A 15,086-nucleotide genomic window follows, 5' to 3' on the forward strand; every position below is an offset into this window, starting at 1 on the left:
TGAAATTTCCCCCGTATTTCAAAGGGGCTGTACCAAAAGTCATGAAAAATGACTAATTGGGACAGCCCCTTTGTTGCATTGCTGACGTACTAGTAATTATTTTGTTTCTACTGTCACATTTTAGCATATGTGATTCGTTATATAGGGTGAAGGGGGTGAGCGGTTTGGATGACAATACTCTACGTCAGATTATCGCTGACATATTGGAGGGGAATACCGAAAAGTTCGAGAAAATCATGCAATTATACCAAAAACCGATTTTTCTTTATTGTTATCATATGCTAGGCAATTATGCTGAAGCCGAGGACAGCGGACAAGAAGTATTTTTGAATGCATTTCGCTCTTTGAATAAGTACAACCCGGCTATACCGTTCGGCACTTGGTTGTATAAAATTGCCTATAATCAATGTATTGATGTGATTCGTAAGCGAAAACTTGCAAAATATCTCCCCTTTTTTTATCAGGATGAGAAGGAGAATAAACATGTAGATTTACAGATTGAAGCCAATTATTTTGATGAATACATACAACAGGCGATGTCAAAATTATCGGCAGAAGAGCGGAACTTGTTAATTTTACGTTGTGTTGAGGATAAAAGTTATGAAGAAATTAGCCTTATTCTTAATCAAAACAACGCTACTCTTCGAAAAAAATACGAGCGTTCAGCTGCAAAATTCCGTAAGCACTATGCTCAAGTGAAGGGAGTGAAACCGTATGACATTGGACAAGGATCAGGATTTAAGAGAACTTTTTCATGACCTACAGCTTCCCGATGTTGACTTGACTGGAAAAGTGATGGAGAAGTTGTATGCTGAGCAGAAAAAAAAGGAGCGATTTTTTGTGAAATATAAAGTGAGTGTAATGGTAGTGGCAGGAATGCTTTTGACGGTATCTTCAGCTTTTGCTTTTAGCTATCAGACATTGACCAACAAGCAAGGTAAAGTTGTTTTTGAGGAGAAAACACTGGAAGAGGCAAACTATACCTCGCCTTCATTGGATGAACAACTCCGCGCGCTAAAAGCTAGAGATTTTGCGAACAAGGTGTTAAAAGCGGGGACAGCCGGTGTCTTTTATGTCGTCTCGAACATTCCAGATATGAAAACGTACACCTTAGACAAACCTCTAACCTTTACCGACGTGTCCGCACTCCGCACCAAAATGAAAGGGCAATCGGTCAAAATTTTTGACAGTTTGCCAGGAAAGCACAACTTCGAACATGCAACGGTCTTCTTTACCCCAATTACTGACGTGAATCCTCCTACCCCGAAAGAACAGACGGCTATAGCAGAAAAGCTGCGGAAACAGGCAGAGGAATCGAAACAAGAATATGCGATGCTGCCGGTGGAGATGTCGAAAGATCATTGGCGGATCCTTAGCACATATAAAAAAGGCGGGAGTGCTATACAAGTTGCAATGTCCAGAACAAGTGGAAAAGAGACTTTTCTCGTTCATAAAGAGTGGGGCTCAAAGCGGGAAAAATTTGTTGTAAAGGGAGTAGAAATGATATATACAGACTTCGGTACAGGACACAATATCCAATGGATTTATGACGTTCCAAACAGTACGCATACGATTCGATACCATATCGAAACAGGAAAACAAATAAACAAAAAAGACTTGATTAAAATCGCCGAATCGTATCTGGATTAATCGATTGATGCATACGAAAAGGACCGCTCTGCTATGAACTTAAAAAAGTTAGCTACCTGTCTCTGGAAGTCAGGTGGAACGAAGCGTAAGTTTCCTATTTTTTCTTTGTTTTTTCATCAAAAAGTACAAAAACTCCCTTAGCAGTGTAATTTGCAAGGGAGTTTGTCTTCAGTCTGAGACCTGCCGCTCTTTTTGGCAGGTCTTTTTTACGGTCGTTTCCATGTGGAAAAAGGCGGGCGGCAACGCCCGCGAGATTTTCATACTGTCATTTATTTAACAGATCCCATGTTTACTTCTCGCATCGGAACATAGTAAGTGTCGGGGCGCTCGCGCTCTTCCGGATTATAATAAACGATTAGCAACGTTTCCTCTTCTTTGATTTCACCTGTTTGCAAATATGTGTTCATATTGAACGGTAAAATCTCCAGCATCGTATGTTTATGAAGCAATTTCTCGTCAAGCCCGCGCACCACAAACGCTTCTCCGGCAAGTTCTGGACGCTGGGCGAGCAACTTCATCAAGCGGGAATGTTCCGATTTCCCGACTTCGTATTTCCACCATGTTTTACGTGGTTTATACTTATAATTCATAAAGAAATCGTACTTCATCAAACCTTCGATTATCGGCAGTTTTTCTGTGCCGCGCTCACGCAAAAACATGTGCAAACGAGTGAATAAATCCTCAAGCTGATGCCCAATACGCGCCCAACCTTTTGATTCCCAAAAATTACCGAATTCTTGAAAGAAATCAAACGGCGAAGCAAACTCCCGTTCAATAAGATACAGTAACGTGCGATCCATGCGGTGCGCGTTCCAATATTTTTCTAATACATCTTCTACCCGTTTAATCCGGACAATGTCGGAAAACGGCAGAATACGGTTCTCCAAAATTTCATAAGGCGCATGATCCATATACTTGTATTCATACTTATCCGCATTTAACCGCATTCCCGTGCCGCGCAACATCTTCAAAAACCCAAGCTGCAATTCTTCCGGACGCAACGCAAACACATCATTGAACGTTTTACGGAATGACAGGTAATCTTCTTCCGGCAAACCTGCAATTAAATCAAGGTGCTGAGCAATTTTGCCACTTTCTCGAATCTTGGTCACGGTACGCGCTAACTTGGTGAAATTTTGCCGACGTTTTACAATTTCATTCGTTACGTCATTAGTCGATTGAACACCGATTTCAAAGCGAAAGATACCGGGCGGCGCCTGTTCGGCCAAATAATCGAGCACTTCCGGGCGCATGATATCGGCGGTGATTTCAAACTGGAATACACAGCCGCCATGATTTTCAATTAAAAACTGAAAAATTTCCATCGCGTAGTCACGCTTGATGTTAAACGTCCGGTCAACAAATTTAATCAGCTTTGCGCCGTTTTTAATTAAATGCAGCAAATCTCGTTTTGTCCGCTCAATATCAAAATAGCGCACACCTACTTCAATGCTTGACAGGCAAAATTGGCAAGAAAACGGACATCCCCGGCTTGTTTCAAAATACGTGACACGGTTTTTAAGATTCGGAATGTCTTCTTCAAAATAAAACGGAGACGGAATCCGATTCAAATCGAGCTTTGGACGCGGCGGGTTGATAATAACTTCCTGACCTTTGCGGTATGCAAGCCCATATACGAAATGGTATTTTTGCTCTCCCTGAATTTCTGAAAGCAGGTGGTGGAACGTTTCTTCCCCCTCGCCAACAACAATAAAATCAACTTCCTGTAAGCGATTCATCCAATAGTCGACATCATACGATACTTCCGGTCCGCCAAGCACAATTTTTACATCTGGCATGATCTTTCTCAGCATAGAAATAACTTTAATCGTCTCTTCGATGTTCCAGATATAACAGGAAAAGCCAATTACATCCGGCTGGCGCTGGAATAAATCAGACACGATGTTCATTGCCGGGTCTTTGATCGTATATTCAACGAGCTCCACTTTAAAGTCGTTCTGACAAAATGCCTTCAAATAGCGAAGTGCCAACGAGGTATGGATATATTTCGCGTTCAATGTTGTTATAAGCACATTCATGAATAAGCTCCCTCATCATTCATAAATTTCTGTGTGATAGTATAGCATTTTTTTGCATCCTTTTTCTAATCAATCCGTATAAAAAAGTGAATGGATACTTTTGCAAGAAGAGAGGGACTTGCATGTTACGATTATTGTTGCTGCTAGCCATTATTGCGTTCATTGTCTGGTGGTTTCAATATATATTCAATCCAAAACGCAAACTGGAAAGTGCGCTGGAAAAAAAGCGGACATTTTTTCTGGATGACAGGAACAACGTACGCCGTAACTTCTTGTTAACATATAAAGGAGTTTTATTTGAAGGGGAAAAATATTTAGGAAATACGGAAGATAAGTTTACGGTAACAAAGATTTCTATCTGGTCCAGGCAGCCGGAGCGGCTGCACGGTTTGACGCGGAACGATTTTTTCGAGATCGCAGAGATTATCGCCGAAAGCTATCCGGATGCCGAAATCGAGTGGAAAACACCCATTAAAGAGTTTTTACATGATGAATAAACTTGCTTATTTTTGGCGTGTTGATTAATCAGTTTTAGGAAGACTATAATCACCATAAGGAGGACTTAACAAAAATGATCATTTTTGATCAAACATGGCTTATAAAGATAGCTGCAAAAAAGCGAGAGTATTAGCTGTAACGCTAACCTCTCGCTTTTTTATGCCTCTAAGCCTGCACGTATACTTCGTGCATAGCGGCGATAATTTTATCAGCCATTTCTTTCGTGCTGACGGCTTCTTCTTTACTCTTAGCGATATCGGCCGTGCGCACGCCGGAATTCAGCACCTTGTGCACGGCTTTCTCAACTGCATTCGCCGCCCGCTCCATACCAAACGAATATTTAAGCATCATTGCCGCAGAGAGAATCGTGGCAGTCGGGTTTGCTATTCCTTTTCCGGCGATATCAGGCGCCGAACCGTGCACCGGTTCATACAAGCCGAAGTTACCGTCCGCCAACGAAGCGGATGGCAGCATGCCGATAGAGCCTGTCAGCATGGACGCTTCATCGCTCAAAATATCACCGAACATATTTTCCGTCACAATCGTATCAAACTGCTTCGGCCAGCGGAGCAGTTCCATCGCGCAGGAATCGACGAGCTGATGGCGCAACTCAACATCCGGATAATCGTGCGCAACCCGATCCACCACTTTGCGCCACAGACGGGAAGATTCCAGTACATTCGCTTTATCTACAGACGTAAGCTTTTTACCCCGCAAGCGCGCCACTTCAAACGCACGGCGCACAATCCGTTCGATTTCATATTCGTGGTAGATCAATTCATCGGATGCTACTTCTCCATTCTCCGTTTTATAGCGCTTCTTCTCACCGAAATAGAGTCCGCCGGTCAATTCACGAATCACCATCAAATCAACGCCCCTGACCACTTCTTCTTTCAATGCCGACACTTCCACCATGCAGTCGAGCATGAAAGCCGGACGCAGATTCGCGTACAGGCCAAGCGCCTTGCGAATACCGAGCAGGCCTGTTTCCGGCCGGAGATGCGCCGGGTTGTTATCCCATTTTGGACCGCCTACCGCGCCAAGCAATACAGCGTCAGAACGGCGCGCTTTCTCCAGCGTCTCCTCCGGCAACGGCGTGCCATCTTCATCAATAGCACAACCGCCCAAGCGTGCGTATTCAAACGTAAACGTAACATCTTCCAGCTTTTCTACAGCTTTTAACACATGTATCGCTTGCTCGATAACTTCCGGCCCGATCCCATCGCCAGGCAACACAGTAATAGTAAACGTTTGGCTCATGCTTCGTTCCTTCCTCTCTTACATTACGACTTCCACGGCGTCACCGCGGCGTACAATCAATTTATTCAACGCGCGTAGATACGCTTTGGCGCTCGCTTCCAGCACATCTGTGCTTACACCGCGTCCCTGTACTGTGCAATCCCCCTGGGAAAGGCGTACGTACACTTCGCCAAGCGCATCTTTTCCTTGAGTAATGGATAAAATCTTGTAGTCTTCTAATACTACTTCTTCATTCGTTACGCGATCAATCGCCTTATAAATGGAATCGACGGAGCCGTTGCCGCACGCAGCTTCTTCAAGTACCCGCCCATCTGCGGTACGTACGCGCACACTAGCGGTCGGAACGGAATGGTTGCCGTACGAAAGTTGAATGTTTTCAAGAATATATGTTTCTGGAATATTGGTAATTTTTGCATCTACCAGCGCGATGATATCTTCATCACTGATATCTTTCTTTCGATCGCACAATTCTTTAAAGCGGAAAAATGCGTCATCCAGCTCTTTTTGCGTTAAATGATAACCCAGTTCCTGCAATTTATCTTTGAAAGCATGGCGGCCAGACAGCTTACCAAGCACAAGACGGTTGGATTTGACACCGACACGTTCCGGACGGATAATTTCATAAGTCGTTACTTCTTTCAATACACCGTCCTGGTGAATGCCAGACTCATGCGCAAACGCGTTGGCCCCCACTACCGCTTTGTTGCCCGGTACAATCATACCGGTTAAGCGGCTGACCAGTTTACTTGTGCGCGCGATTTCTTCCAGTTTCAAATTTGTGATCGCCTGATAGAAATCTTTGCGCGTATCAAGCGCCAGCGCCACCTCTTCCAACGCAACGTTCCCCGCGCGTTCACCGATCCCGTTAATCGTGCCTTCCACCTGGGTGGCTCCGGCCTGGATGGCAGCCAGTGTATTGGCAACCGCCATGCCAAGATCGTCATGGCAGTGACAGCTTAACTTCACGTTCTCAATACCGTGTACATTGTTTAATATCTGGGTAAAGATATTGGCATATTCCGCAGGCATCGTGTATCCTACCGTGTCCGGAAGATTGATAATTGTTGCACCTGCATCCACGACCGCCTGCACCACTTCAATCAGGAATGGAATCTCGGTACGAGAAGCGTCTTCGCAGGAAAACTCAACCATATCAAAATATTTCTTTCCATACTTTACCGCTGCCACCGCACGCTCAACAATCTGTTCCTTCGTCATGTTCAATTTATACTTGCGATGAATCGGAGACGTAGCAATAAATGTATGCAAGCATGCGGATTCGGCATCACCCAATGCCTCCCACGCTTTGTCAATATCTTTCTCCGACGCGCGGGACAAGCTAACAATCGTCGAGTTCTTCACCCGTTTGGCAATTTCACGAATAGCCTGTAAATCTCCTGGGGAGGCAGCGGCAAACCCTGCCTCAATCCGGCTTACCCCCAGGCGCTCCAGTTGCAAAGCAATTTCCAGTTTTTCTGCGGCGCTTAAGTTGACCCCTGGGGACTGTTCACCGTCCCGCAGGGTGGTATCAAAAACTTCGATTGTACGCATGCCCTATGGCCACCTCCACAATTTTTATTGAGCTTATTTCTTAATCCAAGCCATCATTTCGCGCAGCTGTTTGCCAACCTGCTCGATTTGATGCTCTTTCTCAATGCGGCGACGTGCGCTGAATGCGGCGCGGCCAGACTGGTTCTCCAGAATCCAGTTTTTCGCAAACGTACCGTTTTGAATTTCTTTCAATACTTTCTTCATTTCTTTCTTCGTTTCTTCCGTAATAATGCGCTGACCTACGCTGTAATCGCCGAACTCAGCTGTATCGCTGATTGAGTAGCGCATGTATTCCAGACCACCCTCGTACATAAGGTCAACGATAAGTTTGAGTTCATGCAAACACTCGAAGTATGCGATTTCCGGGGCATATCCTGCTTCCACGAGCGTTTCAAATCCCGCTTTTACAAGTTCGGCTGTACCTCCACAAAGCACCGCTTGCTCGCCGAACAGGTCTGTTTCTGTCTCTTCACGGAATGTTGTCTCTATAACCCCGGCACGCGTGCAGCCGATACCGCTCGCATACGCAAGACCAAGCTCTTTCGCTTTACCTGTACCGTCTTGATATACTGCCAGAAGTCCCGGAACGCCGAATCCTTCCATGTATACCCGGCGAACCATGTGGCCCGGGCTCTTCGGAGCTACCATTACTACATCCACACCGGCTGGAGCGACGATTTGCTGGAAGTGGATATTAAAGCCATGCGAGAAAAAGAGTGCGGCACCTTCTTTCAAATTTGGCTCAATTTGCTCTTTATATACTTTTGCCTGCATTTCGTCCGGCAGAAGAATCATAATCAAATCGGCGCGGGAAGCCGCTTCATCAACAGTGTAAACCTCAAAGCCATCGTTCTCCGCTTGTTCCCAAGAACGGCCTTTGCGAAGACCGATCATAACTTTCATGCCGCTGTCGCGCAGGTTTTGCGCTTGCGCGTGTCCCTGGCTTCCATATCCGATAATGGCAATCGTTTTGCCTTTCAAAATTTCTTGATTTGCGTCTTTTTCATAATACATCTTAATCATCGAATCTTCCTCCCAAATTATGTGTAATATTTTTATATATAAATAGATTGATAGCGATCCATTATGCTTTTGCCAAGATAGCTCCGCGGCTAATCGCAGTAATTCCGGTGCGGGACAACTCTTTAATTCCGTACGGTGTTAACAGATCAATTAACGCATCAACCTTTTCAGAACTACCCGTTACCTCAATCACAAGGGACGATACCCCCACATCGACAATATTTGCGCGAAACGGCTCAATAATACCATTAATCTCAGAACGCGTGGCCGCTGTCGTCCCCACTTTAATCAGCGCAAGCTCGCGAGCTACCATAGGGCCACTACTCAGATGCTGCACTTTTAAGACGTCAATTAATTTATGAAATTGCTTCATAATCTGTTCGATTGTTTTTTCATCACCGCGCGTTACGATAATCATGCGTGACAGGCCCGGTTCTTCCGATTGGCCAACCGTAATGCTGTCGATATTGAAGCCGCGCTGACCCATTAAACTGGCTACCCGGGTCAAAACCCCCGGCTGGTCGTTTACGAGAATTGAGATCGTATGTTTCTGTTCCATGTTACTCTTCATCTCCCAGCACCATTTGATCAAGTGTGTTTCCGGCTGCTACCATCGGATAGACGTTTTCTTCCGGCTCTACCACAAATTCCACAAGAACAGGCCCTTTTGTATTCATGGCTTCCTGCCACACCCGCTCCGCTTCTTCTTCCGTTGACGCTCGCAAGCCTTTAATGCCGTACGCGTCAGCCAACTTCACAAAATCCACGCTCGTGCTCAAATCAATCTGGCTGTAACGATGCTCATAGAACAGCTCCTGCCATTGACGTACCATGCCAAGGCATTTGTTATTGATGATGACAATTTTGATCGGCAAATTATGGTTTGCAACAACCGCCAGTTCTTGCTGGTTCATCTGAAAGCCACCGTCGCCGCTTACCGAAATAACCGTCTTATTCGGATGGGCGAACTGCGCACCGATGGCCGCCGGGAATCCGAATCCCATCGTGCCAAGTCCTCCAGAAGAGATAATCGAGCGCTGGCCGCTGAACTTGAAAAACTGAGCCACCCACATCTGATGCTGCCCAACGTCAGTCGTTACAATCGCGTCGCCGCCTGTGGATTCGTACATAATTTCGATGGCTCGTTGCGGTTTCAACATCCCTGTCGGACTTGGTTTATACGAGTACGGATGTTGCGCGTTCCAAGCATGAATCTGTTCCACCCAGGCATCGCTGTCGGCCCGCTCTACCTTCGGAAGAGCAGCAAGCAACACATTTTTCACGTCACCAACAATCGGGATATACGTTTCAACGTTTTTGCCGATTTCCGCCGGGTCAATGTCCACGTGAACAATTTTGGCATTAGGTGCGAATTCCTTCGTCCGTCCCATCGTAATCCGATCATCGAAACGCGCGCCTAGGTTAATCAATAAATCCGTGTTAAGCAATGCCATATTGGAAGCGTAAGAACCGTGCATCCCCGGCATGCCCGGACAGAGACGGTGCGTTCCTGGGAAGCCGGCCAGCCCCATAAAAGTTGGAATAACCGGAATATTAGCTTTTTCTGCGAATTCTAATAATTCTTTTTCCGCCCCAGCGGCAATGATACCTCCGCCAGCCAGAATCACCGGTTTTTTCGCTTCAGAAATGGCATGGAGCATGCGCTCGATCTGTAAACTGTTCGGTTTAACAGTAGGATTATAGGTGCGAAGCTTTACCGTTTCCGGATAATAGAACGGAGCCTTCGCATTGCTTACATCTTTTGGAATATCAATGAGTACAGGGCCCGGACGTCCAGTAGTCGCGATATGGAACGCTTCTTTCACAATGCGCGGCAAGTCTTTGACATCTCGAACAAAGTAGTTATGCTTCGTAATCGGAAGTGTAATGCCCGTGATGTTCGCCTCCTGAAACGCGTCTGTGCCGATAAGATGCTGGGCAACGTTTCCCGTAATGCAAACGAGCGGTACCGAGTCCATATACGCGGTGGCGATTCCCGTTACCAGATTGGTAGCTCCCGGACCGGAAGTAGCGATGACGACACCCGGCTTTCCGGTTGCACGCGCATAGCCATCAGCCGCGTGAATAGCTCCCTGCTCATGGCGCGTCAAAATATGTTTCAGGTGACTCGAATAGAGCGAATCGTAAATCGGAAGGACAGCGCCGCCCGGGTATCCAAAAACATACTTCACACCTTCCAACAGAAGACAGCGCAGTAACATATCGGAACCCGTCATTACTTCTCCCATTTCGATAGGCGGCAACGAAGCTTTTTGATTCTCAATCATCGCCGTATCTGTGCTCATGATAGTTCCTCCTTTAAGACTTTCTCTCTCCATTGTTAAAATAATCTAAAAATTTATGCTGGACAGAGTACAACTTTATGCCTCCGCCCGTCATACCAGAAAAAAGAGTAAAAAAGAAAACCCTTTCACCCCCCTGACTCTCCTTGAGCGTCAGTCTGGGGCGAAAGAGTTTCGCGGTACCACCCAAAATTCATTGCCGCCTCACGGTCGGCAACCTCGGCGAGTCAGCGTTCGTCCGCCGACTCTAACACGTAACGCGTGTTCCACGGCCCATCCCTACTGGAATCGCTTCGTTCAGGATAGCAACTCAGGGGTGAGATATATACAGCATTCTTATCCGGCTTCCACCATCCCGGACTCTCTAGGAAGAAGAGGCCATATACGTGTCCCCGTCAACGTTATTCTTCATTATTCTTTCAATTTTCAATCTGAAGAACTATTAATCATTTATGATATTACATGCAATTATAGACAGGGATGAAAAATGTGTCAAGCCAAAAATTTAAGAAACTTTATAAACTTTTTTAAACGACTAAACTGCTGATTCCATGGAATGTTCGGCTTTTAGAATTTTACCTTCCGTCTCCTGTCTGCCCATTCCGTTTAAAATAATATTCAACACGATAGCGGTAAGACTTCCCGTTACAATCCCACTTTCCATTACCAAGCGCACGCTTTCCGGAAGCTGGGAAAATATCGCTGGCGAAATAGATACCCCCAGGCCAAGGCCTACAGATGTGGCAATAATAAACATATTCTCGATCCGCTGGAAATTTACGCGCGACAACTGACGAACGCCAGAAGCCATTACCATCCCAAACATCGGAATCATGGCTCCTCCAAGAACAGGGTTAGGAATCACTGTCGTCAGCGCCGCTACTTTCGGTAGAAGACCAAGAATCATAATAATGATGCAGGCAGCGATCACTACGCTTCTCGCTTTTACTCCGGTCAAAGCAACCAGTCCTACGTTTTGTGAATAGGTTGTATACGGAAACGCTTGAAAGATACCGCCGATAACCTGAGTGATTCCTTCTGCCCGTAACCCGCGTTTAATGTCATTCCCGTCAATTTTCTTGTCGCATACTTCAGCAAGCGCAAAGAAAACGCCCGTCGATTCAATCATACTCACAATTCCTACCAGAACCATACTGATAATAGCGGATACATGGAAAGTAGGCATACCAAAACGGAAAGGTTCAACCATGTGGAACCAGTCGGCTTTTTTTACGGTTGAAAAATCTACAAGACCCATAAACGAAGCGACTGACGTACCGATCACTAACGAAAGCAATACGGAAATTGACTTTAAATATCCTGTGAAAAAGCGATTCATCAACACGATAGATAAAAGCGTGATACCCGCCAAAAACAGGTTGGTTAAGCTGGCGAACTCCGGTGTGTTCGGTTGTCCGACAATGTTGCCCATAGCTGCCCCAATCAGCGATGCTCCAATGATAATCACCACAGACCCCGTTACCACAGGCGGAAAAAATTTGATGATTTTATCCATAAACTGAGCCAGAATCATAACGATTACGCCAGCGGCGATAATGGCCCCGTATATAGCCGTAATTCCCTGCAATTTACCGATAGCGATCATCGGTCCTACTGCCTGAAAAGCACACCCCATCATAATAGGAAGCTTAATTCCAAAATATTTTCCGCCAACAACCTGGAACAGAGAAGCAATCCCACAAGCAAACAAATCAATAGAAATAAGATATGCGATTTGTTCGGGCGTCATACCAATCGCCGGTCCGACAATTAGCGGAACGACAACCGCTCCTGCATACATGGCTAGTACATGCTGAAAACCAAGCGTTCCTATCTCCCAAAGCCCTAACTTTTTCTCCAAGAGAATTCCTCCTAAAAATCGCAAGTATGAAAAAACCTTTAAACACTTGAACCGTTCCTCAGCTTTGATGCTTTACGCATTCCTCAGCAAACTGCACTTCCCCGCCTGCAAACGTGGCGATACGGGCCAGCGATTCGACACGGAATCCGCTCTCACGCAGACGCTTTCCGCCGTCCTGGAACGCTTTCTCAATCACAATGCCGATCCCTACAACTTCGCTGCCAGCCTGTTCTACGATGCGGGCAAGTCCCATGGCCGCCTCCCCGTTTGCAAGAAAATCGTCGATGATTAGAATTTTTTCACCTGCTCCAAGAAACTTTTTCAGCACGGTTACCTCGTTTGTTTCGTTCTTCGTAAAAGAATGAACTTGCGTCACATACGCTTCTTCATTCATTAACGCCGACTTTTTCTTGCGAGCGAATACCACCTTCACATTCAGCTTCAACGCTGCGGTCAGCGCGGCCGCAATCCCTGAAGATTCGATAGTAAGAACCTTGGTCACCCCTGTATCCGCGAACCGACGGGCGAATTCTTCCCCGATTGCCATCATAAGCTCCGGGTCAATCTGGTGGTTCAAAAATGAATCAACCTTAAGCACTTTGTCGTTCAGTACATGTCCCTCTTGACGGATTTTCTCTTTGAGCAACTCCATGTGTATCCTCCCTTGCGTCATGCGTAAAAAAAATCGGAGGTCTGTTTTCGCTCGCAGGGAGCGAAAACAGACCTCCGGATCCTAAAATTGCCTGATCACCTGATCAGACCACAATCCATCTCATAAGATCAGTCATGCTTTCACCCGTAGTCAGATTGTTTACGGCAATCTGGTAGAGACTTGCGAGCCATATTCCCGCGATTATACGAGCGTCGTTAATGTTCGTTTTTTGCTGACGGAGTCATTATACATAATCCGCATGAAAAAATAAAGTCCGGATTTACAAAAAATCCGAACTTTTTTTTAGATATTTATTGAATCATTCGCTTTCTTTTCTTATTTTACCGCAAAAATCAGAACTTACTGCGATTTTGCAGATTCCGCGCGGCGCAGCGCCAGGATCGCCAGTGTGCGCACCATAGCTCCTGTGCCGCCCGCAGGGGACAAGTCGCTTGCCTTATCCGCCCATGCAGTACCCGCAATATCAAGGTGCACCCATGGCGTATCTTCCGCAAATTCACCAACAAACAGCCCTGCCGTGATCGTACCAGCATTGCGTCCACCCGTATTCTTCAAATCAGCAATCTCGCTTTTGATTTGTTCTTTGTACGGCTTATAGCCAGGAAGTCTCCAGAGCCGTTCACCAGCTTCGCCAGCCGCTTCCATTACTTCTTCCATCAACGCTTCGTCATTCGTCAGTGCGGCCGTCGTACACGTGCCAAGCGCAATAAGAGCCGCTCCCGTTAGTGTAGCAAGATCAATCAAATAATCCGCACCCATTTTTCGTGCATAGCTCATACCATCGGCAAGAATGAGCCGACCTTCCGCATCCGTGTTGAGAATTTCCACCGTTTTACCGCTCATTGTCGTAATAACATCACCTGGCTTTAACGCGGAACCGCTGGGCATGTTCTCTGTCGTCGGAATCACAGCAGCGATATTGATGGCTGGTTTTAGCGTACCAATGGCTTCCATTGCACCAAGCACAGAAGCCGCTCCCCCCATGTCACCTTTCATTTCTTCCATGCCTTGTCCCGGCTTCAAGGAAATACCGCCGGAATCGAACGTGATTCCTTTGCCGACAAGTCCCAGCACATTCTCCCACTTTTCCGTTCCGCGATACTTAATGGCAATTAACTTCGGCGGTTCAACCGAACCTTGGCTTACGCCCAGCAACCCGCCCATGCCATATACCTCCATGTCGGCTTTATCGAGGATTTCCACTTCCATACCATGGCGCTCAGCGATTTCTTTTGCTTTTTCCGCAAGCACAGTGGGCGTCAAATAATTGCCGGGCATATTCACAAGATCGCGCGCCAGGTTCGTGCCGCGTGCCAGCGCTTCGGCAATATACGCCCCTTCCTTAGCATCGTCAATGTTCTCTTCCGGGCACAGCACAGTCATTTCTTCAAGGGAGGGCCTGTCTTCCGCTTCTTTGTGATAGCCAGGAAAACGGTAATTGGCAAGTAGTGCTCCCTCCACAATCGCATGTGTCGCGTCATATGCGCCAAGCATCTGTGCCTCACCATCCAGCACAAATACAATCCTGGTTACTTGTGCTTTCAGCGCCTCCTTTACGGCGCGCGCCGCAACTTCACGCAAATCTTCAAACGTCAATTCGTCTTTCTTTCCAAGACCGATGGTCATAATGCGGCGTATGCCCAGCTTTCCAAACGTATGTATGAACTGTACGCTTTTTTGCTTGCCGTTGATTTCCCCGTCCACAAACAATGCAGACAGCGCTCCTCCCATTTTTTCATCAGCTTCTTTTAAAGAGACAGGTAGCACGGTTTGACCTTCAAAAATCCCGACGATAGCACATTGAGCAGAAAAATCTTGCAACTTTCCACTTTTCACTTCTATTTTCATCGCTTTGCACCTCCAATGAAAATTTTATCAATAAATGTACTGTAGTTGAGCAATTTTCATTACAATAATTACCATGTAAAAAGAGACAAACGGAGTACCCCTTATGCCACATGAAGCTGTTTTTTAACGACATCAATGGGAATATCTTGTTTCGCTGCATCGTAAATAAACTCCACGAGGCTATGTCCTTTCTTCTTTCGAAGGAAGTCAAGCCCGGTAGAGAAATCGCTGTTGGATTCGACCATACTGTACACATAAGCGAGTTGCACCAAGATCCAATACCGTTTCACCGCCCGACGTTGACGAACGCGGTACCCATCGAGCTTCAGCTGGTCTTTCGCTTGTCGAAAAAAGCATTCGATCGACCAACGCTGGGCATA

At 46.2% G+C, this 15,086-nt stretch carries 13 protein-coding genes, 1 riboswitch and 1 other annotated feature; of the genes, 3 read left to right on the forward strand and 10 right to left on the reverse strand.

Annotated elements, in window-relative coordinates; translation table 11 throughout:
- The first annotated feature begins 164 nt into the window (after positions 1-164).
- Complete coding sequence (locus BLR88_RS13985) at positions 165-758, forward strand: RNA polymerase sigma factor (RefSeq protein ID WP_057897780.1); 594 nt, start codon at positions 165-167, stop codon at positions 756-758.
- The gene (locus BLR88_RS13990) at positions 715-1,650 is read left to right on the forward strand and encodes a DUF4367 domain-containing protein (RefSeq protein ID WP_057897779.1); all 936 of its coding nucleotides are present in this window, start codon (positions 715-717) and stop codon (positions 1,648-1,650) included. The genes BLR88_RS13985 and BLR88_RS13990 overlap by 44 nt, the downstream gene beginning before the upstream one ends.
- 269 nt (positions 1,651-1,919) lie before the next feature.
- Here BLR88_RS13990 and BLR88_RS13995 read toward each other — a convergent pair whose 3' ends face one another.
- A complete protein-coding gene (locus BLR88_RS13995) occupies positions 1,920-3,689 on the reverse strand; it encodes a B12-binding domain-containing radical SAM protein (protein ID WP_091260951.1) in 1,770 nt (589 codons plus the stop codon).
- Positions 3,690-3,811: 122 nt separating this feature from the next.
- Between BLR88_RS13995 and BLR88_RS14000 the strand changes: the two genes are divergently transcribed.
- A complete protein-coding gene (locus BLR88_RS14000) occupies positions 3,812-4,186 on the forward strand; it encodes a hypothetical protein (protein ID WP_057897777.1) in 375 nt (124 codons plus the stop codon).
- A gap of 166 nt (positions 4,187-4,352) precedes the next feature.
- Here BLR88_RS14000 and leuB read toward each other — a convergent pair whose 3' ends face one another.
- The 9 genes from leuB to BLR88_RS14045 all read right to left on the reverse strand — a co-directional run.
- A complete protein-coding gene (gene leuB, locus BLR88_RS14005; RefSeq protein ID WP_057897776.1) occupies positions 4,353-5,447 on the reverse strand; it encodes a 3-isopropylmalate dehydrogenase in 1,095 nt (364 codons plus the stop codon).
- Between the two features lie 18 nt (positions 5,448-5,465).
- Positions 5,466-6,998, reverse strand: coding sequence for a 2-isopropylmalate synthase (locus BLR88_RS14010; RefSeq protein ID WP_091260953.1), 1,533 nt, complete (start codon positions 6,996-6,998; stop codon positions 5,466-5,468).
- Positions 6,999-7,031: 33 nt separating this feature from the next.
- Positions 7,032-8,021, reverse strand: a complete 990-nt coding sequence (gene ilvC, locus BLR88_RS14015) for a ketol-acid reductoisomerase (protein WP_057897774.1) — start codon at positions 8,019-8,021, stop codon at positions 7,032-7,034.
- Positions 8,022-8,082: 61 nt separating this feature from the next.
- Positions 8,083-8,580 (reverse strand): acetolactate synthase small subunit, encoded by a 498-nt coding sequence (ilvN, locus tag BLR88_RS14020; RefSeq protein ID WP_057897773.1) that lies wholly within the window; start codon positions 8,578-8,580, stop codon positions 8,083-8,085.
- 1 nt (position 8,581) lies between these two features.
- Positions 8,582-10,309 (reverse strand): biosynthetic-type acetolactate synthase large subunit, encoded by a 1,728-nt coding sequence (gene ilvB, locus BLR88_RS14025; protein WP_408863348.1) that lies wholly within the window; start codon positions 10,307-10,309, stop codon positions 8,582-8,584.
- Positions 10,310-10,480: 171 nt separating this feature from the next.
- Positions 10,481-10,732, reverse strand: a binding site (T-box leader).
- A 127-nt stretch (positions 10,733-10,859) separates the two neighbouring features.
- A complete protein-coding gene (locus tag BLR88_RS14030; RefSeq protein WP_082705877.1) occupies positions 10,860-12,185 on the reverse strand; it encodes a nucleobase:cation symporter-2 family protein in 1,326 nt (441 codons plus the stop codon).
- A gap of 58 nt (positions 12,186-12,243) precedes the next feature.
- Positions 12,244-12,837 carry a xanthine phosphoribosyltransferase gene (locus tag BLR88_RS14035; RefSeq protein ID WP_057897771.1) on the reverse strand — a complete coding sequence of 198 codons (594 nt, stop codon included), beginning with the start codon at positions 12,835-12,837 and terminating at the stop codon, positions 12,244-12,246.
- 127 nt (positions 12,838-12,964) lie between these two features.
- Positions 12,965-13,066: riboswitch (purine riboswitch) on the reverse strand.
- A 131-nt stretch (positions 13,067-13,197) separates the two neighbouring features.
- Positions 13,198-14,706: a leucyl aminopeptidase gene (locus BLR88_RS14040; RefSeq protein ID WP_057897770.1), complete on the reverse strand. Its 1,509-nt coding sequence runs from the start codon at positions 14,704-14,706 to the stop codon at positions 13,198-13,200.
- Between the two features lie 101 nt (positions 14,707-14,807).
- Positions 14,808-15,086: transposase (locus BLR88_RS14045; RefSeq protein ID WP_139184984.1), on the reverse strand; the 279-nt coding region annotated here is incomplete at its 5' end.

It is taken from the genome of Aneurinibacillus thermoaerophilus (genome assembly GCF_900099925.1).
Lineage (GTDB): Bacteria > Bacillota > Bacilli > Aneurinibacillales > Aneurinibacillaceae > Aneurinibacillus > Aneurinibacillus thermoaerophilus.